Origin of the sequence: Candidatus Sulfotelmatobacter sp., assembly GCA_035504415.1 — a bacterium.
Lineage (GTDB): Bacteria > Vulcanimicrobiota > Vulcanimicrobiia > Vulcanimicrobiales > Vulcanimicrobiaceae > Vulcanimicrobium.
This window is the reverse complement of the sequence record DATJRY010000011.1, coordinates 222,883-243,309: the sequence shown is the minus strand read 5'-3', so window position 1 is coordinate 243,309 and position 20,427 is coordinate 222,883. Positions and strand designations below refer to the sequence as shown.

At 70.7% G+C, this 20,427-nt stretch carries 19 protein-coding genes; 5 read left to right on the top strand and 14 right to left on the bottom strand.

The features are described 5' to 3' along the window. Positions 1-73: 73 nt before the first annotated feature. From VMD91_07580 to VMD91_07570, 3 genes are all read right to left on the bottom strand, one after another. Positions 74-724 carry a Crp/Fnr family transcriptional regulator gene (locus VMD91_07580; GenBank protein ID HTW83910.1) on the bottom strand — a complete coding sequence of 217 codons (651 nt, stop codon included), beginning with the start codon at positions 722-724 and terminating at the stop codon, positions 74-76. Between the two features lie 24 nt (positions 725-748). Then, positions 749-883, bottom strand: a complete 135-nt coding sequence (locus VMD91_07575; GenBank protein ID HTW83909.1) for a hypothetical protein — start codon at positions 881-883, stop codon at positions 749-751. A 148-nt stretch (positions 884-1,031) separates the two neighbouring features. After that, positions 1,032-1,277, bottom strand: a complete 246-nt coding sequence (locus tag VMD91_07570) for a hypothetical protein (protein HTW83908.1) — start codon at positions 1,275-1,277, stop codon at positions 1,032-1,034. A gap of 114 nt (positions 1,278-1,391) precedes the next feature. Between VMD91_07570 and VMD91_07565 the strand changes: the two genes are divergently transcribed. After that, positions 1,392-2,396 carry a P1 family peptidase gene (locus VMD91_07565; GenBank protein ID HTW83907.1) on the top strand — a complete coding sequence of 335 codons (1,005 nt, stop codon included), beginning with the start codon at positions 1,392-1,394 and terminating at the stop codon, positions 2,394-2,396. Positions 2,397-2,429: 33 nt separating this feature from the next. On the opposite strand, the gene VMD91_07560 is transcribed toward VMD91_07565, so the two are convergent. The 3 genes from VMD91_07560 to VMD91_07550 all read right to left on the bottom strand — a co-directional run bounded on the left by VMD91_07560 (position 2,430) and on the right by VMD91_07550 (position 7,359). Then, positions 2,430-4,013 carry a DHA2 family efflux MFS transporter permease subunit gene (locus VMD91_07560; protein ID HTW83906.1) on the bottom strand — a complete coding sequence of 528 codons (1,584 nt, stop codon included), beginning with the start codon at positions 4,011-4,013 and terminating at the stop codon, positions 2,430-2,432. 127 nt (positions 4,014-4,140) lie between these two features. Then, on the bottom strand, positions 4,141-6,027 hold the full coding sequence (locus VMD91_07555) for a S53 family peptidase (GenBank protein ID HTW83905.1): 1,887 nt from the start codon (positions 6,025-6,027) through the stop codon (positions 4,141-4,143). Between the two features lie 123 nt (positions 6,028-6,150). Beyond that, positions 6,151-7,359, bottom strand: a complete 1,209-nt coding sequence (locus VMD91_07550; GenBank protein HTW83904.1) for a hypothetical protein — start codon at positions 7,357-7,359, stop codon at positions 6,151-6,153. A 115-nt stretch (positions 7,360-7,474) separates the two neighbouring features. On the opposite strand from VMD91_07550, the gene VMD91_07545 reads away from it, so the two are divergent. The 4 genes from VMD91_07545 (at position 7,475) to VMD91_07530 (ending at position 11,884) form a co-directional block, all read left to right on the top strand. Then, a complete protein-coding gene (locus tag VMD91_07545; protein ID HTW83903.1) occupies positions 7,475-10,024 on the top strand; it encodes a LuxR C-terminal-related transcriptional regulator in 2,550 nt (849 codons plus the stop codon). Positions 10,025-10,096: 72 nt separating this feature from the next. Then, positions 10,097-10,834, top strand: a complete 738-nt coding sequence (locus VMD91_07540) for a DUF899 domain-containing protein (GenBank protein ID HTW83902.1) — start codon at positions 10,097-10,099, stop codon at positions 10,832-10,834. Continuing rightward, entirely contained in the window at positions 10,831-10,956 is a 126-nt protein-coding gene (locus tag VMD91_07535) for a hypothetical protein (protein ID HTW83901.1), read from the top strand. The genes VMD91_07540 and VMD91_07535 overlap by 4 nt, the downstream gene beginning before the upstream one ends. Positions 10,957-10,975: 19 nt before the next feature. Continuing rightward, the gene (locus VMD91_07530; GenBank protein ID HTW83900.1) at positions 10,976-11,884 is read left to right on the top strand and encodes a sigma-70 family RNA polymerase sigma factor; all 909 of its coding nucleotides are present in this window, start codon (positions 10,976-10,978) and stop codon (positions 11,882-11,884) included. Here the strand turns inward: VMD91_07530 and leuB are convergent. The 8 genes from leuB to VMD91_07490 all read right to left on the bottom strand — a co-directional run bounded on the left by leuB (position 11,873) and on the right by VMD91_07490 (position 20,353). Next, on the bottom strand, positions 11,873-12,958 hold the full coding sequence (gene leuB, locus VMD91_07525; protein ID HTW83899.1) for a 3-isopropylmalate dehydrogenase: 1,086 nt from the start codon (positions 12,956-12,958) through the stop codon (positions 11,873-11,875). The genes VMD91_07530 and leuB overlap by 12 nt on opposite strands. Then, a complete protein-coding gene (leuD, locus tag VMD91_07520; protein HTW83898.1) occupies positions 12,955-13,482 on the bottom strand; it encodes a 3-isopropylmalate dehydratase small subunit in 528 nt (175 codons plus the stop codon). The genes leuB and leuD overlap by 4 nt, the downstream gene beginning before the upstream one ends. After that, entirely contained in the window at positions 13,479-14,813 is a 1,335-nt protein-coding gene (locus VMD91_07515) for an aconitase family protein (protein HTW83897.1), read from the bottom strand. The genes leuD and VMD91_07515 overlap by 4 nt, the downstream gene beginning before the upstream one ends. Next, positions 14,791-16,491, bottom strand: a complete 1,701-nt coding sequence (leuA, locus tag VMD91_07510) for a 2-isopropylmalate synthase (protein ID HTW83896.1) — start codon at positions 16,489-16,491, stop codon at positions 14,791-14,793. Before leuA ends, VMD91_07515 begins: the two co-directional genes overlap by 23 nt. 34 nt (positions 16,492-16,525) lie before the next feature. Then, positions 16,526-16,744, bottom strand: a complete 219-nt coding sequence (locus VMD91_07505; GenBank protein HTW83895.1) for a hypothetical protein — start codon at positions 16,742-16,744, stop codon at positions 16,526-16,528. Beyond that, positions 16,741-18,435, bottom strand: a complete 1,695-nt coding sequence (gene ilvB / locus VMD91_07500) for a biosynthetic-type acetolactate synthase large subunit (protein HTW83894.1) — start codon at positions 18,433-18,435, stop codon at positions 16,741-16,743. The genes VMD91_07505 and ilvB overlap by 4 nt, the downstream gene beginning before the upstream one ends. A 26-nt stretch (positions 18,436-18,461) precedes the next feature. After that, positions 18,462-19,499, bottom strand: coding sequence for a ketol-acid reductoisomerase (gene ilvC, locus VMD91_07495; protein HTW83893.1), 1,038 nt, complete (start codon positions 19,497-19,499; stop codon positions 18,462-18,464). 260 nt (positions 19,500-19,759) lie between these two features. Beyond that, a complete protein-coding gene (locus VMD91_07490) occupies positions 19,760-20,353 on the bottom strand; it encodes a hypothetical protein (GenBank protein ID HTW83892.1) in 594 nt (197 codons plus the stop codon). Positions 20,354-20,427: the final 74 nt, after the last annotated feature.

The window sequence follows — 20,427 nt, the reverse complement described above, 5'->3', positions numbered from 1 at the left end:
TCATAGACGACCCGCCCTCGCTCGTCTGGTCACAATTGCTCATCACGCCAAGCGCTCGGCGCGCCGCGCGTCGTCAGTCGTGCAGAATGACGTTCAACAGCGAGGTATGCACGTGCATGCCGCCGTTGTACTCAATGAACCCGAGCTTGCGAAACTTGTTCAGGAAAAAGCTCACCCGCGAGCGCGTCGTTCCGATCATCTCGGGCAGCGTTTCCTGGCTGATCTGCGGAATGACTTCCTCGGGGTGGCCGTCTTTCCCGAAGTTCGCGAGCAGCAGCAAGATCCGCGCGAGCCGCTTCTCGCTGGAATTGAAGAGCTGGTCGACGAGGTCTTCTTCGATGCGGATGTTGCGGGTGAGGAGATGGGCGATGAACGTCTCGGAGAACTCCGGCTCGTCGTGGAGGACGCGGACCATCGTGGCGCGCTGCACCTGCACCAGCGAACAGTCGGTCATCGCCATCGCGGTGGCCATGCGAAGCGGCTGGCCGGCCAGGCACCCCTCGCCGAAGAACGAGCCGCTGTTCAAGACCGCGATGATCGCCTCTTTGCCGCGCGGTGAGACGATCCCGAGCTTGACTTTGCCGCGCTGGACGTAGAAGACCGAGTCCGCCGTCTCGCCCTGCGCGAAGACGACGCGGCCCTTCTTGTACGAGCGTATCGCTCGTCCGTCGCCGACCGCGGCCAGAAATGCCTTCGAGTCGAACGGCTTGGTTTCGTCGATCATGAGCCCCCTGGCTCGATCATGCCGCTAATGAATGCCGAGTGCCTGCAGAGCGGCGTAGGCGAGCGTGCTCACGGCGATCGCCACGATCAGCCGGACCGCCATCAGCAACTCGCCGCCGACGCCGCCGTGTCCGCTCGGCCCCCACGGACGGCGAAGCACGCGGGTGGTGGCGTCGAGACGGCGGCGCGGTGATGGCACGCGGGACTCCTGTGCAGCGGCGGGGGAAAAAAGAAGACGCCGCCCGGGGTCGCGAGCGGCGCCGTTCTTCTGTTCATCGGCAACGCGTGCGCTGCGATGAAGCGGTCGGCTACATGCGGCCGGCGGCAATGCCCGCGTTGACTTCGCCGATCGCCTGGTTCACCAGGTTCATGGCGTTGACGCGATGGCCGGCCTTGTCGGGATCCGCGGCCTGCAGCTCGCCCAGGGCGGAGCGCAGGTCGGTGCGGGCGGCATACATGTGGGGCTGGCGCGCGAGCGCGACGCCGGTGACCGAGCCGCCCAGCAGCAAGCCGGCGGAGAAGAGGACGGAAGCCATTCCGAAGCGGGTCTTCATGGAGAGTCTCCTCAAGTAGGCGTTGACAAATGCGCCCGGAGTGTGCCGGACCGCTCGTTCTCTGACGATGCCCGGTCGCTCTCCTCTCTTCCTTGCGAGAACGGCCGATCTCTCATGCTCTCTTCACTCGACCGCGCGGTTCCCGGCACGATCACCGACGTGGCCGGGCTTGCCGTCGGGCACTGGACCGCGCCGGCTCGTTCGACCGGCTGTACGGTGGTTTGTTGCGGCCCCGACGGCGCCGTCGCGGCGTGCGACGTGCGCGGCGGCGCGCCGGGCACGCGTGAGACCGACGTGCTGGGGCCGTTCGGCGCGGTCGAGCGCGCGCACGCGATCCTGCTCAGCGGCGGCAGCGCGTTCGGCCTCGACGCCGCCGGCGGCGTCGTCCGGTGGCTCGAAGAGCACGGGATCGGCTACGCGACCCCGTATGCGCGCGTCCCGATCGTGCCGGCCGCCATCCTCTACGATCTGGGCGTGGGCGATCCGGCGATCCGCCCCGACGCGGCCGCCGGCTACGCGGCGTGTGCCGCGGCGTCGGGCGAACCGCCGGCCGAAGGCAACGTCGGCGCCGGCGCCGGGGCGACGGTCGGCAAGCTGTTCGGCCTGGAGCGCGCGATGAAAGGCGGCATCGGCACCGCGTCGGTCCGCGTCGGCGGGGTGACGGTCGGCGCGCTGGTCGCGGTCAACGCGATCGGCGACGTCTTCGACGGCCCGACGCCGCTCGCGGGGCTGCGCACGCCCGACGGGCGCGCGCTGGCCGGTTCGGTCGCGGCGCTGCTGGCCGGTCAGCGGCCGACGCGCGCGCGCCCGGCGACCGCGACGACGATCGGGGTCGTCGCCACCGACGTCGCGCTGGACAAGCTGCAAACGCACCTGTTGGCGCGCGTCGCGCACGACGGGTTGCCGCGCGCGATCGCTCCGGTGCACACCGGTCTCGACGGCGACGCGCTCTTCGCCCTGGCCACCGGAACGAATCCGGCGGCGGCCGACGCGACCGTGCTCGGCGCGATGGCGGCGGAAGCGGTGCGCGCCGCGATCGTACGCGCGATCCGCGCGGCGCGCGGCATTCCCGGCTTCCCGTCGGCCGCCGACCTTGCGCGCGCGGCGTCCACGGCGTGATCGCCGTCCCGCCGGGAGCGTCGGCCGACCGAGTCAGGCCTCGACGTGCGCTGGTGCGGTGCCCTTGCGCGGGCGCGGCATGAGGAACGCGACCGGAATCGCCACGATGGCCAGTGAGGCCAGCACGAGCGAGATGTCTTCGTAGGCGGCGATCAGCGCCTGACTGAAGACCAGGCCGTACAGTTCTTGCGGCATCCGTGCGAGCTGCGGGTGCAGCTGCAGCACCGGTGCGTTGAGCGTCACGTTGCCCGCGAACACCGAGAGATGGAAGGCGATGCGGCGGTCGAGGATCGTCGAGAGGAGGGCGATGGCGATCGAGCCGCCCAGCTGCGTGCCCAGGTTGACGTACGCGGCGGCCTTGGCGCTGTCTTGCTGCGGCGCGCCGCCGAGGACCGCGGTCGAGAGCGGCACGAACAGGCATGCCGCGCCCACGCCCGTCAGCGCCAGCGGGACGACGAAGCTGGAGAACACCGCGTTCGGCGCGGTCACGAACGCCTGCAGGGCGTTGCCCAACCCCATGAACACGAAGCCGACGCCGATGAACGCGCGCGCGTCGTACTTGCCGACGTTGCGCGCCACCCACGGCGTCGCGATGCCGATCGGGATCGCGCGCACGAAGATCAACAGGCCGCTGAGGGTGGCGGTGAAGTCGAGCGAGCCTTGCACGAACTGCGGGATCGTGTAGGTCGAGCCGAAGATGAGCCCGCCGATGACCAGCGCGCACACGAAACCGGCGCTGACCGCGCGATGGCGAAAGACGCGCAGGTCGACCAGCGGGTTGCGGGTGGTCAGCTCGCGCCAGACCAAGAGCGTGATGAAGATCGCCGCCAGCACGCCGTCGATCAGGTTGTTCTGATCGGAGAACCAGTCGTAGCGTTCGCCTTCGCTGAGCACGTACTGCAGACAGCCGATACCGATCACCAGGAAGATCAGCCCCGGCAGGTCGATCGGTTGGCGTTTCGCCGACGCCGGATCGCGCAAGACGGCGAGCAGGATCAGGAACGAGGCGACGCCGGGCACGACGTTGATGTCGAAGACCCAGTTCCAGTTGAGGTTGTCGACCAGCACGCCGCCCAGCGGCGGCCCGAGCGCCGGTCCCATGATCGCGCCCAGCGCGAAGATGCCTTGGCTCACCCCGAGCTGCTCGGGCGGAAACGTGTCGCGCAGGATCGTCTGCGCCGTCGCCAGCAGCCCCGCGCCGAACACGCCCTGCACGATGCGGAAGACGATCAGCTCGTCGATCGAGGTCGAGATGCCGCACGCGAACGACGCCGCGGTAAAGCCGGCGATGCAGGCCAGGAAGTAGCGCTTGCGTCCGAAGGTCGTCTGCAGCCACGGGATCATCGGGATGACGATGACGACCGCGATGATGTAGCCGTTGATGACCCACGTGCCTTCGTCGGTGCTGGCCCCCAGGTTGCCCTGGATGTTCGGCAGCGCGACGTTGGTGATCGTCGAGTCGAGCGTCTGCAGCAGCGCCGCCAGCATCACGCCGATGACGACCAGCATGCGCCGCGAGCCGGTCTCGACGACCGAGCTCCCGGCCGGCCCGGCGTTGCCCGTCCGCGCGGTCGCGGACCCGCCGGAACGCGGGAGCGCCGACGCCGATGACGCCATCAGGACGAGCCGCTCATGTGCAGGTTCACGTGGTACCCATCTTGCCACGCGGGACGCGAAGAGGCCACCTCCCGGTGGGGTGACGGTGTGGAGGTGGCCTCTCGCAGCGTTCGGGTCCGAGGAGGACTCAGGTCCCGAGCGCCGCGCTCATCGCGTCCACGTCGACGCTCCCCAGGCCGCTCGTGTAGTCGTAGCCCGGAGCCGCGGTGTAGGCGCCGTTCGCGCCGGTGAGGATGTCGTGGAAACCGCCGCGCGGGGTGGTCGGCGGCGGACCGACCAGCGAGACGCCGTTGGTCGCGACGGACCACGCCTCGTAGAGGACCGGTGCGGCGAAGCCCAGGCTGCGCTTCTGCTGCAGCATGCGGGCCCACGTGCCGGCGGCGAGCGGTGAAGCGAGGCTCGTCCCGCCGATGACCGTCCAGCCGCCCTCGTCGCTGAGGTAGAGCACCATTCCGGTCTGCAGGTCGGCGTCCATCGCGACGTCGGGCAGGCCGCGCATGCTCACCGCGCCGGCGGAGGCGACCGGCTGCGCCGATGCTTCCCAGTACGGCGAGTACTCGAACTGGCTGAGCCCGCCGCCGCCGGAGTACCACGCCGCCTCGCCTTGATAGTTGCCGGCGACCTGCGTGAGCAGCGTCGTGCCGCCGACCGCGACCGTGTACGGCGACGCGGCCGGGTACTCGACCAGCGGCGCACCGGCGGGGACGCCGTTGGGCGTGCCGACCGAGCAGAACGCGCCGGTGTCGCCGGTCGAGGCGAACATGGTCTGGCCTTGCGCCGCGCCTTCGAGCAGGATCTCGTCGTCGAGCAGCATCGAGCCGTCCAGGTACGGGCCGAACTCGCAGCCGCCGAAGGACGAGTTGCCGATCTTGGTGAGATCGTCGGTCACCCAGCGGTTGTACTCGAGCGCGATGTCCGAGTCGGTCAGCGAGGTCGTGTCGTAGAGGTAGACGCCTTTGACCGCGCGCGCCATCCCGGTCGACGCGGTCAGGTCGAGCGTCCACTCGTCGTCGCCGCTGGTGTCGGTGCTGGCCAGGCCGACCGGCTTCACCACCACCGGCACGTGCACGAGCCCGTCACCTTGTTCGTTGGTCTGGAAGTCCTCGACCGACTGCTGCACGTTGCCTTCGGCCATGATCGCGACCAAGACGTTGCTCGCGGCGGGCGTCACGTTCGCGTCGTACGCGCGCCAGAAGTCCGACGGCGTGTAGTTGCGCGCGCATCCGGCGTCGGCGGCGACCGGTGAGGGTTCCGGCTCGGGCGAGGGCAGGCCGACGATCTCGACGCTGCCGAGCGAACACGGCGATTCCGGCTGCGGCGTCGGCGTCGAGCTTGCCGCCGCGAGCGTGCCGGCCGGCGCCGCGTGCGCCGAACCGACGTGCTGCGGCGTCTTGAACATCTGCACGTCGTTCAGGCCGAGCACCGCGACGACGATCGAGCCCAGCGCCTGCGGCACGTAGGCCGGCGTCGTGTTCGCGAACACCGTGGCGCCGTCGACGGAGAAGCGGTGCAGCGTCGTGTCGAACGCCGCGCTGGCTTGCGCCGCGGTCGCGTTCGCGCTGACGATCAGGTTGTTCGGCTCGACCGAAACGTTGGTGAAGCCCTTGCTCTGCAAATACGCGGTGACTTGCGAGACCTGGCTGGCGGTCGGGCCGTCGGCGGCGACCTGGCTCGGCGAGAGGATCTGCCCGCTGCGCGCGGCGGCTTGCAGCGCGCTCGGATTCTGCAGCTGCAGGCCGACCCGGATCGTCAGGGTCTGCGTGCCGCTGAGCACGCCCAGATCACTGCCGCCGAGCAGGCTGAGGACTTGCGTCCCGGTGGTGGCCCAGCCGGCCGGTGCGGCTGCTTGGGCGAGCGCGCGCGTCGTGCGCGTGCCGCGAGTGGTGGCGGTGGTGGTTGGGCCGGTGCCCGACGCGGTTGCGGGCCCGGGCATGTACGTGCCGCCGGAATGGGCGCCGGAGCACGAGGCGAGAGTGAAGGCGACGATCAGCGCCGCCGGCGCGAGTCGATGCATGGATGGTCCTCCTCGCGACGAGCGTAGCCGTCGCCGGGGAGCACCCGATATACCGAAAACCGGGTAGGTGGCTTCGGCCTCGGCCGAAGCCTTCGCGGTCCTCGCTTCGCTGCGGTCCGCCGCTCAGAGACCGTGGATGCCGTTGGGGGAGCCGAGTCCGGTGACGAGGTCGATGCCCGTCGGGGGGACGTCGTGAAACGCGCTTGGGCGCTGGTAGGAATAGCCGGGGCCCGCCGGATGGCCGGAGAGCGCGTAGCCGGCCGCGACGAGCGGCGCGCCGACGCTGGTCCCGCCGGCCACCAGCCAGCCGCCGCTGGTGGTGCAGAAGAACGCGACGCCGGTCTGCGGATCGGCGACGGCGGCGACGTCGACCGCGGCGCGCGTCGCGCACGGTGAGCCGACCTGCCAGCGCGGCGCGGCGACGTACGCGCTGCAGCCTTGCCCGCCGTAACTCCAGGCGGTCTCGGTCCAACTCGTTCCGCTGCCCTGCAGGCTCGTGCCGCCGACGCCGGTCACGAACGGCGAGACGGCCGGATACGACGGTGTTCCCGCGTCGCCGGCGCTGGCCGTGATCGCGATGCCGGGGTGGTGGAAGTGGACGTCTTCGCTCTGTTCGCCGGACCACTCGGCGGCATAGTAGCTGTTGCTGATGGCGAGCGGCCGCAACGACGCGGCGGTGTCGACGGCGGCGCCGAGGTCGTCGAGCGAAGACGAGTTCGCCTCGACCAGCGCGATCGTGCAGTTCGGGCAGGCCGCTGAGATCATGTCGAGGTCGAGCGCGATCTCTTGCGCCCAGGTCGTGCTCGGCGCCGGCAGGCTGGCGGTACCGTTTTCACCGAGCTTGCGGAAGCAACCGTTCTGGCTCGTGCACGCCGGCAATCCGAAGGCGGTGCGGTAGACGGCGAGGTCGGACTCGGCGACGGGGTCGTCGTAGGCGTCGACGACGGCGACCAGTCCGCCCGCGCTCGGCGGGAGACCGTAAGCGGCTTGCAGGTCGGCCGGATGCAGGCCGGGGATGCCGGCCGGCGGGAGCGACGGGTCGGGGTTGGGCGCGATCGTCACGTTGATCGCGAGCGTGCAGCTGGCGCTGCCGGCGCTGGTCGGCGGCGCGCACACCAGCTGCGCGCCCGGAAGCGCGTTGGCACCGTTTCCCGGTAACGCGTTCGCCCCGTTGCCGGGCAGCGCGTTGGCGCCGTTTCCCGGCAGCGCGTTGGCGCCGTTGGCGGCGTGGCGCGCGACGTCGGCGGCGACGGGTGCGGTCTGCGTCGCCGGACCGGGAGCGGAACAGCCGGCGACCACGAGCAGGGCCGCGGCCAGCAGGGGACGAGTCACGCTTCGCTCCCTATACCCGTCGCGGGGGCAAGCATAGCCGCGGGGCGGCGTGCGCGCGAACACGAATCGCCGAGCAGCCCCTGACGAGGTCACCCGTATCGCCGCTGCCCGCTTGATGCGCGCGCGCATCAACGACCGTCTCGCCCGTGCCGCCCGCTTCCCGGTCGCGCTGCTCGTCGCGCCGGCCGGCTTCGGCAAGAGCGTCGCCTTGCGCGACTACCTCGAGACCAGCCGCGTCGACGCCGTCCGTTTCGACGTCGGTCGCGAGGTGACGACCTTGGAGGCGTTCGCGCGCGGCTTGAGCGACGCGCTGGCCGCCGTCGCGCCGGGCGCGCGCGCCTCGTTCCCGGCCTTGCAGGAACGGCTCGCGACCGAGCCGCAGCCGGCGCGCATCGCCGCCGCGTGGTTCGCCGAGCACCTCCAGCGGACGGTGTGCACGATCGTCGTCGACGACTTCCAGCACGCCGCCGGCCCCGCGGTGGTCGCGCTGCTCGTCGAGCTGGTGGAACGGACGATGGGGCGGATCAGCTGGATCATCGCGACCCGCAGCGACGCGGGGCTGCCGGTCGCGTCGTGGATGGGCTACGGGCGGATGGACGTCCCGGTCGGTGAGGACGACCTGCGCTTCACGCTCGAGGAAGCGATGGCGAGCGCCGAGGACGGTGCCGCGCCGGCGGCGCCCGACGTGCGCGCGCTGCACGCGCTGACCGACGGCTGGCCGATCGCGCTCGGCATCGCGCTGCGCATGCGGCTGCACGCCGCCGACCTGGCGGGCGCGACCAGCGGTACGCGCGAGATGATCTCGCGGTACCTAGCCGAGCAGGTCTTCGCCGGCCTCGATCGCACGCAGCAGCGTTTCTTGCTCGACACCTCGGTGTACGCGGCGCTCGACGACGAGGTGCTCGTTGCCTACGGCGCCGACGCGGCGTTCCTCGACGAGCTGCGTCGCACGGTGACCTTCTTGACGCCGGTGCGCGCTGGCGTCTACCGCTATCACGACCTGTTCCGCGACTTTCTCGAACGCGAGCTGCGCCGCGCCGGCGCGCACGCCTGGCACGACGCGCACCTGCGCGCCGCGCAGCTGCTCGAAGCGCGCGGCGACGCGGCGCAGGCGCTGACGCTGTTCGCGTCGATCGGCGAGGCCGCCGGCGTGCTGCGCGTGCTCGAGCGCAGCGGCTTGGCGCTGCTCGAGCACGGCGAGGCCGACCGGCTCGTGAGCGCGCTCGCCGCGGTTCCCGACGCGTCGCGTACCGAGCGGGCCGCGGTGCTCGGTCTCGAGGCGGCGCTGGAAGCACGGCGTGGCCGATTCGACGCCGCCGAGCCGTTGTTCGCGGCGGCGATCGCTCGCGCCGCGGAGCCGGAACGCCGGCTCGCGCTCGTCCATCGCTACGCGATCGAGCTGGTGCGCAACGGCCGCGACGCGATCGCGCTGCTCGAAGCCTACGCGAACGACTGCAGCGTCCCGGTCGCGGCGCGCGCGCTGCTGCTGGGGACCTTGGCGACGGCGTACGTCGGCGCGCGCCGGCTGGCGGACGCGCAGACGGCGATCGACGCCGCGCTGGTCGCCGGCGCGACGCTCGGCGGCGACGTGCGGGCGCGGCTCTGGCAGCAGGCCGCCTACGTCGCCTCGTTCGCCGGCGACGTCGCGCGCACGCGCGACTACGGCAACCGCGCGGTCGAGGCGGCGGTCGAGCACGGTCTGTACGAGGTCGCGGCGCGCGCGTGCAGCGCGCTCTACACGGTCGCGTTCGAGGACGACGATCCGATCGCGACGCTGGCCGTGCTCGACCGGCTCGGCGAGTACGCGCGCAAGAGCGCGAGCCGGTCCGTGCAGCTCTACGGCCTGGTCGCCGCGTACGAGGTCGAGATCGAACGCGGCGACGAGGCCGCGATCGCCGCGCTCGACGCGGCCCTGGCCGACGTCGACGCGGCGCCGAGCGGGACGCGCAACGAGGCGCTGCTGCCCGCGCAGGCGATGCGTGCCGCGTGGGAGGGGGACTTCGCGCGCGCGTACGCGCTGCTGGACGGCACCGTGGACGCGCAGACGAACGACGAGCGCCGCGCGCTGCGCGCGGCCGAGGTCGCGCTCTACGCGACGGCGGCCGGCGAGCGCGACGCCGGCGAAGCGGCGCTCGGCGTATGGTCGGACGCGCTCGAACGCGTCCGCGCGCCCGGGCGGCGCGCCGCGCGCTCGCGCGTCGTCGCGGCGCTGACGGAACTCTTGCGCGGGCGCACGCCCGCGGCACAGCGCCGCCTCGCGGAGGCCGAGGCGGCCCTCGCACCCCAGCAGCACCGGCTGCGCGCGTTGGTGCAGGCGGGCCGGGCCATCGCGCTCGTGCAGCTCGGGCAAGCCGAAGCGGCCGCCGTCGGCGTGGCGCTCGAACGCTTGCGTGCGGTCCACGGCGGCGGCTTCGCGCGGCTGCTCGCCGCGCTGCCGTTCCCCGAGGTCGCCGACCAGTCGGGCTACACGCGCCTCACGCCCGCCGAACGCGAGATCCTGCAGCTGTTGGCGCGCGGCGCGAGCACCAAGGACGTCGCGGCCTACACCGGCCGCAGCCCGCAGACGGTCGACACCCACATCCGCTCGATCTGCCGCAAGCTCCGGTGCAGCGGCCGCCGCGAAGCGGTCGCGGTGGCGACGACCGCCGGCTGGGTGCGGCCCTAGCGCGCACCCGTATCTTTGGGCCGGGCTGGCTCGTCTTCTCGACAGCTGATCATCGAAATGAGGAGACCCGGAATGAAGACACCACCGATCGTTTCCGCGCAGGCCTGGGAGGACGCACGTCAACTCCTACTCGTGAAGGAGAAAGAGCTGACGCGGGCCCGCGACGCCATGGCCGCGGCGCGCCGGCGGATGCCGTGGCTGGCCGTCGAGAAGCAGTATGCCTTCCTCGGCCCCGACGGCGCGGCCAGCCTGCTCGACCTGTTCGCCGGACGGCGCCAACTGATCGTCTATCGGGCGTTCTTCGAGCCGGGTGTCGTCGGCTGGCCCGACCATGCCTGCCGCGGATGCTCGCTGTGCGCGGATCAGGTCGCCCATCTCGCCCACCTCAACGCGCGCGACACGACGCTCGCGTTCGCCTCGCGCGCGTCGCAGGCGCAGATCGCGCAATTGAAGGAACGTATGGAGTGGCGCATGCCATGGTACACGATCACCGACGATTTCGATCGTGACATGGGCGTCGACGAGTGGCACGGCACCAACGTGTTCTTCCGCGACGGCGAGCGCGTGTTCCGCACCTACTTCATCCAGGATCGTGGCGACGAACAGATGGGTGGGACGTGGAACTATCTCGACGTCACGCCGCTCGGGCGCCAAGAGCTCTGGGAGGATTCTCCCGCGGGCTATCCGCAGAGCGAGCCGTACAAATGGTGGAACTGGCACGATGCCTACGGCGACGCGTCGCAGGATGCGCAGTGGACGGCCGCCGTGAACGCGGCGTCGGGGTTGCCCCGTGAGCCGGTCGAGTCATGACGCTGCTCGCGCACATCATGGGCATTCCCGTGGAAGAGAACCTCACGGTGATGGCTCCCGCGGCAATCTTGGGGATCGCGGCGCTGATCGCGCGCTTGCGGCTGCGCGCGCCACGGCGATGAGCCGCCGCCGGGATGCCGGGTGAGGGAGGGCGACGCGCGCGCGCTGCTGCCGGCGATGATGGAAGCGCGCGATCGTTTCATGGAGCTCGTCGACGAGCTGCGTCCCGAGCTCCATCGCTATTGCGCTCGCATGACGGGCTCCGTGTTCGACGGTGAGGACGTCGTCCAGGAAACGCTTGCGAAAGCCTACTACGCGCTGGGCCAAATGATGGAGCCGCCGAATCTGCGCCCATGGCTGTTTCGCATCGCGCACAACACCGCAATGGAGGTGCTCAAGCGGGCCGAGCGGAAGTACGTCGACCTGGTCGAGAACGTACCCGACCGCGCGCCGGACGACGAGCGCGCGGTCGACCCGGAGCTGGTCGAAGCCGCCCTGGCGGTCTTCGTCGAGCTTCCGCCGGTGCAGCGCAGCGCGATCATCCTCAAAGACGTCCTGGGTCATTCGCTCGACGAGATCGCGGCGACGATGGGCACCACGGTGGGCGCGGTCAAGGCCGCGCTCTCCCGCGCTCGCGCCAACGTCGCTCGCGCTGCGCGCCCGGTCAGCGCGCGGGTCGAGCGCATGATGACTCGTGAGGAAGAGACGGTGCTGCGCCGCTACGTGAACCTGTTCAACGAGCGCGACTGGGTGGGACTGCGCGCGCTGCTGGGCGAGGAGTCGCGGCTGGAGATCGTCTCGCGCATCCAGCGCCGGGCGCTCGACGCGGGGTACTACGATCGCTACGCCCAGATTACCACGACCGAAGACCTGCGCGCGGAGCTCGGCGTCGTCGACGGTATTCCGGCGATCGCCGTCTTCCGCTCCGCGGACGATGCCGCGCCGGCCTACTTCATGGTGCTGGACGTCGAGCGCGAGACGGTCGCGTTCATCCGCGACTTCCGCTACATCCCGTATATCGCGAACGAAGCGACCTTCTCACGCCGGTAGGTCGGCCATCGCTCCGAGTCGTGCCAGCACCGCGTCGGTGAAGGCCTCGGTGCTCACCCCGGCCGGGCCGTCGAGGTCGGGGGTGCGCGGGCCGGTGCGCAGCGCGTCGGCGACGGCGGCGTCGATCGCGTCGGCGACGGCCGTTTCGCCGAGCGAGAAGCGAGCCAGCAATGCGGCCGAGAGGATCGCGGCGGCGGGGTTGGCGATGCCCTTGCCGGCGATGTCGGGCGCGGTGCCGCTGATCGGCTCGTAGATGCCGAACGGCTTGGTGTCGGGCGGCGCGCCGATGCTGGCGCTGGGGGCGGTGCCGATGGTGCCGGTGATCATCGCCGCCTCGTCGGAGAGGATGTCGCCGAACATGTTCTCGGTGACGATGACGTCGAACGCGCGCGGGTCGCGGACCAGCTGCATCGCCGCGTTGTCGACCAGCATGTGCTCGAGCGTCACGTCGGGATAGTCGCCGGCGACGTCGTTGACGACGCGGCGCCACAGCTGCGAGCTGATGATGACGTTGGACTTGTCGATCGAGGTCAGGCGTTTGCGGCGCGTGCGCGCCAAGGCGAACGCGAAGCGCGCGATGCGCTCGATCTCGAAGTCGCGGTAGACGAGCGTGTCGCGCGCCGTCAGGACGCCGTCTTCCGGCTCGAGGCTGCGCGGGCCGAAGTACAACCCGCCGGTCAGCTCGCGAACGAGTACCAGGTCCATGCCGGTCGCCAGCTCGGCGCGCAGCGGCGAGCGCGACTCCAGGCCCGGGAAGACGCGCGCCGGCCGCACGTTGGCGTAGAGCCCGAACGCCTTGCGCAAGCCGAGGATCGCCGCTTCCGGCCGCTTGTCGGGGGTCAGGTGCTCGAAGCCGTTGCCGCCGACGGCGCCGAACAGCACCGCGTCGCTCGCACGCGCCAGTGCCAGCGTCTCCTCGGGCAGTGGCGTGCCGTGCGTGGCGATCGCCGACCCGCCGACCGCGCCTTCGGTGAAGGTCGCATCGGGGAGCACGGCGCGCAACACGCGCACCGCGGCAGCGGTCTCTTCCGGCCCGATCCCGTCGCCCGGCAGGACCGCGATGCGAGCGCTCATCCGCGCGCGGCTTCCCAGGCCCGGACCTGCGGGATCTTCGTCGCCAGATAGGCCAGGAAGCCGCCGCCGAGCACGAACTGCTTGCGCAGCGGATCGAGCTGGAACGGAATCGGCGTGCCGCCGTCGGCGCGCAGCCGTTCGTTCTGCACGTCGATCGCGATGCGCGTCGCGCCGAGCAGTCCTTCGACGGTCTCGGGCGGCAGGATGACCGGCACGACGCCGTTGTTGTAGGCGTTCTCGTGGAAGATGCGCGCGAAGCTGGGCGCGATCACGGCGCGGAAGCCGCGGTCCTTGAGCGCCCACGCAGCGTGCTCACGCGAGGAGCCGCAGCCGAAGTTCTCACCGGTGACCAGGATCGTCGCGGTCGGGTGCGTCGTCAGGTAGTGCGCGCCGTCGGGCAAGCCCTCGAAGAGATGCTCGCCCATCCCTGCCTCGTCGATGCGGGTCAGGTAGTGCGCCGGGATGATCTGGTCGGTGTCGATGTTCGCTCGCGGGATCGCGAGCACGGTGCCCTCGACGATCATGCCGGCACCGCCTCGAGCGCGTTCACGTCGGCCGGCGAGGCCAAACGTCCGAGCACCGCCGACGCGGCGACGACGGCCGGCGCGGCGAGATGGACGCGTCCGCCGTCGCCCATGCGGCCGGGGAAATTGCGGTTCGACGAGGAGACGCAGCGCGTCCCCGCCGCCAGCACGCCCATCGACATCCCCAGACACGGTCCGCACGAGGAGTGCGTCCACAGCGCGCCCGCGTCTTGGAAGACGTCGTGCAGACCCTCGCGTTCGGCTTGGCGGCGCACCAGCTGCGAGCCGGGCGTGACGATCGTCGGCACGCGCACCTTGCGGCCGCGCAGCACTTCGGCCGCCAGTCTCAGGTCACCGATGCGCGAGTTGGTGCACGAGCCGATGAAGGCCTGATCGATCGCGATGCTGGTCATCGGCTGCCCGGGCTCGAGCCCCATGTACGCCAGCGACTCGGCCGGCGCGTCGAGCGGGACGACGCCGTCGATCGGCGAGTTCTCGCCGGGGTTGATCCCCCACGAGATGACCGGACGGACCGCGCTCGCGTCGATGACGACGTGCGCGTCGTAGGTCGCGTCGGGATCGGCTTGCTCCGCCTTCCAGCCGGTCGGATTGCCCGGCGTGGCGGCGAGGAACGCGGCCGTCGTCGCGTCGGCCGCGACGATGCCGCTGGTCGCGCCGGCCTCGATCGCCATGTTGCACAGCGTCATGCGCTGTTCCATCGAGAGCGCGCGCACCGCGGAGCCGGTGAACTCGAGCACGTAGCCGGTCCCGCCCTTGAACCCGATCGTCTTGATGACGGTCAGCACCAGGTCTTTGGCGGTCGCGTCGAACGACAGCTCGCCGGTCAGCTCGACGTTCATCACCTTCGGGCGCTGCAGGATCAAGCAGCCCGCCAGCATCGCGCCGGCTTGCGCGGTCGTGCCGATCCCCAGCGCGAAGGCGCCGAACGCGCCCAGCGTGCAGGTGTGCGAGTCGCCGCAGGCGACCGTCATCCCCGGCGCGACGTAGCCGCGCTCGGGGACGAGCACGTGACAGATGCCGTTGTCGCCGATGTCGTGGAAGCGAATCCCCTGACGCTTGGCCCAGGTGCGCACGACGTGCGCCTGCAGCGCGGTCGCCGCGTCCTTGGCCGGCGCGACGTGGTCGATCATCGCCACGATGCGATCGGCCGCGTAGAGCCGGTCGTCGAACTGCTTCTCGATCGCGATCGCACCCGGCGGCGTCGTGATCTCGTGCGCCACCACCAGGTCGATGAAGATCAGCGCGTTGCCGCCGGGGAGCTCCTCGACGACGTGGGCGTCCCAGACCTTATCGAACAGCGTACGCGGCATGGTGCTCCTTCTTGGCGTCGACGGACGGGACGCTGCGGCCGACGGCGCTGACGATCGCCGCCAGCGACGCGGTCACGATGTTGGGATCGATCCCGACCCCCCAGACCGTCCGTCCGTCCAGCATGGTCTCGACGTACGAGACGGCGGTCGCGTCTTCCCCGGCGCGCAGCGCGTGCTCGTGGTAGTCGCGCACGTGCAGGTCGACCTCGAACGCGCGCTGCAGCGCGTCGACGAAGGCGTCGATCGGTCCGTTGCCGTCGCCGTAGATCGTGCGCTGGGTGAGGCCGTCGGTCAGCGTCGCGTCGATCGTGCACGGCGTTCCGGCGACGCCGTCGTTGGTGGTGACGTACTCGACCAACCGCAGCGACCCGCCGCTGACGTAGGTCGTCTCGAAGGCGCGCCGGATCTCTTCCGGCGTCACCTCGCCGCCGGTCGCTTCGGCGCGCGCCTGCACGACGCGGCTGAACTCGACCTGCAAGCCGCGCGGCAGATCCAAGCCGTGATCGGCGTGCAGCACGTAGGCGACGCCGCCCTTGCCCGACTGGCTGTTGACCCGCACGACCGCTTCGTACGTGCGCCCGATGTCCTTGGGGTCGATCGGCAGATACGGCACTTCCCAACGCGCGCCGTCGGTCTGCTCGAGCGCCGCGAAGCCTTTCTTGATCGCGTCCTGGTGCGAGCCCGAGAAGGCGGTGAAGACCAGCTCGCCGCCGTACGGGTGGCGCGGATGCACCGGCAACCGGTTGCACTCCTCGACGATGCGCACGATCTCGGGGACGTTGGCCAGGTCGAGCTGCGGATCGACGCCTTGCGAGGCCAAATTGAGCGCCAGCGTGACGACGTCGACGTTGCCGGTGCGCTCGCCGTTGCCGAACAGCGTTCCCTCGACGCGGTCGGCGCCCGCCATCAGGCCGAGTTCGGCCGCTGCGACGCCGGTGCCGCGGTCGTTGTGCGGGTGCAGGCTGATCACCACCGCCTCGCGGTCCGCGAGGTTGCGGCACATCCACTCGATCTGGTCGGCGTAGATGTTCGGCGTCGCGACCTCGACCGTCGCGGGCAGGTTGAGGATCATCTTCTCGTCCGCGGTCGGACCCCAGACGGCGACGACCGCGTCGCAGATCTCCTTGGTGAACTCGAGCTCGGTGGCCGAGAACGTCTCGGGCGAGTATTCCAGCACGACGTGCGTGCGGTCGGCGATCTCGGCCGCGCGGCGCTTGATGTGCCGCACCGCGCTGACCGCCACGTCGACGATGCCGGCGTTGTCCAGGCCGAACACGACGCGGCGGAAGATCGGCGAGGTCGCGTTGTAGACGTGGACGATCGCGCGCGGCGCGCCGTCGATCGCCGCGAAGGTGCGGTCGATCAGGTCTTCGCGCGCCTGGGTGAGGACTTGGATCGTCACGTGCGGCGGGATGAGCCGCTGTTCGACCAGCTCGCGCACGAAGTCGAAATCGGGCTGCGAGGCCGACGGGAAGCCGACCTCGATCTGCGTGAAGCCCATCCGTACGAGCAGATCGAACATCCGGCGCTTGCGATCCGGGCCCATCGGTTCGACCAGCGCTTGATTTCCGTCGCGAAGGTCGACGCTGCACCATTGCGGCGCCCGCTCGATCGTGCGCGCGGGCCAGGTGCGGTCCGACAGCGCGATCGCGGGGAAGGGGCGATAGCGTTGGTGCATCAGCGTACTCTCCGGGACGGGCGACATACTCGGGTCATCCGGCTACCTCGTCGATCTCGTAGGCCAGGATACGGTCGATCTGCGCGCGCAGGCGCGTCAGCGCCGCCGTCGGCCCGTCGAAATCGAAGCTGGCCTTGGTGGCCTGCGCGTCGGCGCTGGCGTCGATGCGGGTGCAGCGGCAGTTGAAACGATGGGCCAAGTTCACGATCCGCGCGATCGAACGGAAGTCGCGCAGGGTCACCTCGCAGGTCACGCCCGGGCCTCCATCAGGTCGTCGACCGTCATGCCGGCCGGGATCATCGGCCAGACGTTCTCGGTCGGATGGCACGCGCAGTGCAGCAGCGCCGGTCCCGGCGCGGCCACGAACTCGGCCAGCACGCGATGCGCGTCGGCCGGGTCGCTCAAGGAGAACGCCGCGATCCCGTACGCGCGCGCGATCGCGGTGAAGTCGGGGTTGTCGGCCAGGTTCGTCGCCGAGTACCGCTCGGAGAAGAACAGCTCTTGCCACTGGCGGACCATCCCCAGGTTGTGGTTGTCGATCAGGACGATCTTGACCGGGACGTCGTAGCGCCGCAGCGTCGCCAGCTCGGGCAGGCACATCTGGAAGCCGCCGTCGCCGACGACCGCGTAGACCGGCACGCTCGGGTTCGCGAACGCCGCGCCGATCGCGGCGGGGAAGCCGAAGCCCATCGCGCCCAGGCCCGCCGAGGTGGCGAACTTGCGCGGGGCCAGCGGCCGCGCGCGCTGCGCCGTCCACATCTGGTGCTGTCCGACGTCGGTCGTCACGATCGCGTCGGGCGGCAGCACCTCGAAGAGACGGTCGAGCGCGTCGGTCGCCGAGAGCACGCGCTCCGCGACCCGGTCGCTGGGCAGCGCTCCGCCGAGCAGCCGCGCTTCCATCGCCCAATCGTCGAAGCGTGGGACGTGGCCGCGCTTGAGCTCGTCGATCAGCGCCTCGAGCGTGTACGAGAGGTCGCCGTGCAGCGTGACGTCGGCCGGGATGATCTTGTTGAACTCGGTCGCGTCGATGTCGGCGTGGATGACGGTCGCTTCGCGCGCGAAGCGATCGGGTTTGCCGGTCACGCGGTCGTCGAACCGCATCCCCAGCGCCAGCAGCAGGTCGGCGCGCTGCACGGCTTTGTTGGCCGCCTTGAGCCCGTGCATCCCGAGCATCCCCAAGAACGCGGGGTCGCCGGGCGTCGCCGCGCCGAGCGCCATGATGGTCGCGGCGTGCGGGATACCGAGCATCGAGGCGAAGGTGCGGTACTGCTCGACGCCGCCGGCGCGGATGCCGCCGCCGATGATCGCGACCGGTCGCCGCGCCGCGCGCAGGCGCGCCACCGCCTCGCGCACCGAGTCGGCGCTCGGGCGCGGCTTGGCGCCGGAGAGTTGCGGCTCGACCGCGCGCGGACCGTCCGCGACCAGCGCCACGATCGGATCCTCGCCGAGCTTGGCCTTGAGCACGTCGTTGGGGATGTCGACCAGGACCGGACCCGGCCGGCCGCTGCGCGCGAGCGCGAACGCTTCGGCGATCGTGCTCGCGATCTCCGACGCGTCGGCGATCAAGAAGTTGCGCTTGGTGATCGGCTGGGTGATCGCGCAGACGTCGGCTTCCTGGAAGCCGTCGGTCCCCATCAGCTCGCTGCGCACCTGGCCGGTGATCGCGACCACGGGGACGCTGTCCATCATCGCGTCCAGCAGCGCGGTCACCAAGTTGGTCGCGCCCGGCCCCGAGGTCGCGCAGCAGACGCCGACGCGACCCGAGGTGCGCGCGTACCCGCTCGCCGCGAACGCCGCCGCCGCCTCGTGACGGCACAGCGCATGCCGTACGGGGTGTTGGAACAAGGCGTCGTAGAGCGGCATGATCGCTCCGCCGGGATAGCCGAAGACGATGTCGACGCCCTCGCGTTCGAGGGCCTCGAGGACGGCACGCGCGCCGTTCATGGTCGTACTCTCCTTCGCGACCGGGTCTACAGGACGCGGAAGCGGAGATCGTCGTCCGCTTCGGCGTTCGAGCTATGCTCGTTCATCCACGGCATCAGGCCGCGCAGCTCGCGCCCCACCGACTCGAGCTCGTGGCGCGCCGCGTCTTCGCGGAACTTGCGGAACGACGGCTTGCCGGCCGCGTGTTCGGCCACCCAGTCCTGCGCGAACTTGCCGCTGCGAATCTCGCCGAGGATCTCGCGCATGGTGGCGCGGGTCTGCTCGGTGATGATCCGCTCGCCGCGCGTGTAGTCGCCGTACTTGGCCGTGTTGCTGATCGCGTTGCGCATGCCTTCGATGCCGCGCTCGTACATCAGGTCGACGATCAGCTTCATCTCGTGCAGGCACTCGAAGTAGGCCATCTCGGGCGCGTAGCCGGCCTCGGTCAGCGTCTCGAACCCCGCCTTCACCAGCGCGCTCATCCCGCCGCACAGCACCGCCTGCTCGCCGAAGAGATCGGTCTCGGTCTCTTCCTTGAACGAGGTCTCGAGGATGCCGGCGCGCCCGCCGCCGATTCCCGACGCATAAGCCAGCGCGACCTCACGGGCTTTGCCGCTCGGGTTCTGATGGATCGCGATCAGGCACGGGACGCCGCGGCCGGCTTCGTACTCGCTGCGCACCAGGCGCCCCGGGCCCTTGGGCGCGATCATGATCACGTCGATGTCCTGCGGCGGCACGATGGTGCCGAAGTGGATGCCGAACCCGTGCGCGAACGCCAGCGTCATGCCGGGCCGCAGGTGCTCGACGATCTCGCGCATGTAGACGGCGGGCTGTTCCTCGTCGGGGATCAGCATCATGACGAGGTCCGCTTGCGCGACCGCTTCCGGGATCGATGCCACGGGGACGCCGTCCCGGCGCGCTTCGTCGCGCTTCGCCGAGCCGGGCCGCAAGCCGACCACGACGTCGTGACGGGAATCGTGCAGGTTCAGCGCGTGGGCACGGCCCTGACTGCCGTACCCGATGATGGCGATCGTCTTCCCGTCGAGTGCGCCGCGATCGATGTCGCGGTCGTAGTAGGCTTCCATGAAATCCTCCGGATAGAGAAAGCCCCCGCCGGCTGCTACCGGCGAGGGCTTTCGTCATGTTTAGAGCGACCTGGTTCGTCGTCTATGCGAAAGCGTCTCGCCGGTCGTCAATAAGGACGGCAAGAAGTACGCGGACGAGGACGAGGACCAGACGCACAAGCATCGTTTCCCGGTTGTATCCTGAATCGCGAAGCGTTGTCAACAAAAATTGAGGGCGCCCCGCGTGCGGAGCGCCCCTACCGGCTGGTCGGTCGTGGCTGTCAGTGCGGGGGACGCGCCTTGCTCGTGCCCTTGGCGTAGCCGCTGTACGGGGTCGCCGACGGCGTCGGGGTCGGGTCGGCGAGCGCGGTCGCCGTCGGTCGCGCCAGGCTGAAGCCGGCCACGCCGTCGCCCGTCGCGACGCCCGGCGAGGTGTCGCTGGCGAACGTGTAGAGCGGGCGCCCGTTGAAGGCCAGCTGGAGCTGGTTGGTGTCGGTCCGGGTGAACTCGCTCCACGGGGAGGGGAGCGCCCCCGACGGCGCCAGGACCGGCGGCCACGCCGCCAGGCAGCTGCCCGTGCAGGTCGAGACGTCGGCGGTCGTGTCGCCGTCGAAGAAGTAGGTCGCGAAGCCCGTCGCGGTGACGAAGGCCGGCGAGCCGTTGATCGTCGCGGTGCCCAGCGGCGTCGCGGCCGCGACCGGCGTCGAGCTGGGAGCCGGGCTGGGCGTCGGCGTCGCGGCGATGGGAGTCGGAGTCGGGGTCGGGGCGCTCGCCCCGCCACCCGCGGGAGGCGTCGGCGTGCTCGTTCCGCCGCCGCTGCAACCGGCCAAGAGCGCTGCCAGGAGCACACCGGCCGCGAAAGACACGTTCTTCATGCGGCGAGCATGCACGCGCCGTCTGATGCGCCCGTGAAGAGCGGACGCGCCGCGCTTCAGCGATTCTTCAAGGT

Bases quoted from the DNA above. Each gene is read 5' to 3' on its own strand.
- VMD91_07540 (HTW83902.1), top strand. From the start codon at position 10,097: ATGAAGACACCACCGATCGTTTCCGCGCAGGCCTGGGAGGACGCACGT.
- VMD91_07515 (HTW83897.1), bottom strand. From the start codon at position 14,813: ATGCCGCGTACGCTGTTCGATAAGGTCTGGGACGCCCACGTCGTCGAG.
- VMD91_07535 (HTW83901.1), top strand. From the start codon at position 10,831: ATGACGCTGCTCGCGCACATCATGGGCATTCCCGTGGAAGAGAACCTC.
- ilvC (HTW83893.1), bottom strand. From the start codon at position 19,499: ATGGAAGCCTACTACGACCGCGACATCGATCGCGGCGCACTCGACGGG.
- VMD91_07580 (HTW83910.1), bottom strand. From the start codon at position 724: ATGATCGACGAAACCAAGCCGTTCGACTCGAAGGCATTTCTGGCCGCG.
- leuA (HTW83896.1), bottom strand. From the start codon at position 16,491: ATGCACCAACGCTATCGCCCCTTCCCCGCGATCGCGCTGTCGGACCGC.
- VMD91_07555 (HTW83905.1), bottom strand. From the start codon at position 6,027: ATGCATCGACTCGCGCCGGCGGCGCTGATCGTCGCCTTCACTCTCGCC.
- VMD91_07565 (HTW83907.1), top strand. From the start codon at position 1,392: ATGCTCTCTTCACTCGACCGCGCGGTTCCCGGCACGATCACCGACGTG.
- ilvB (HTW83894.1), bottom strand. From the start codon at position 18,435: ATGAACGGCGCGCGTGCCGTCCTCGAGGCCCTCGAACGCGAGGGCGTC.
- leuB (HTW83899.1), bottom strand. From the start codon at position 12,958: ATGAGCGCTCGCATCGCGGTCCTGCCGGGCGACGGGATCGGGCCGGAA.
- VMD91_07490 (HTW83892.1), bottom strand. From the start codon at position 20,353: ATGAAGAACGTGTCTTTCGCGGCCGGTGTGCTCCTGGCAGCGCTCTTG.
- VMD91_07570 (HTW83908.1), bottom strand. From the start codon at position 1,277: ATGAAGACCCGCTTCGGAATGGCTTCCGTCCTCTTCTCCGCCGGCTTG.
- VMD91_07560 (HTW83906.1), bottom strand. From the start codon at position 4,013: ATGGCGTCATCGGCGTCGGCGCTCCCGCGTTCCGGCGGGTCCGCGACC.
- VMD91_07545 (HTW83903.1), top strand. From the start codon at position 7,475: ATGCGCGCGCGCATCAACGACCGTCTCGCCCGTGCCGCCCGCTTCCCG.
- leuD (HTW83898.1), bottom strand. From the start codon at position 13,482: ATGATCGTCGAGGGCACCGTGCTCGCGATCCCGCGAGCGAACATCGAC.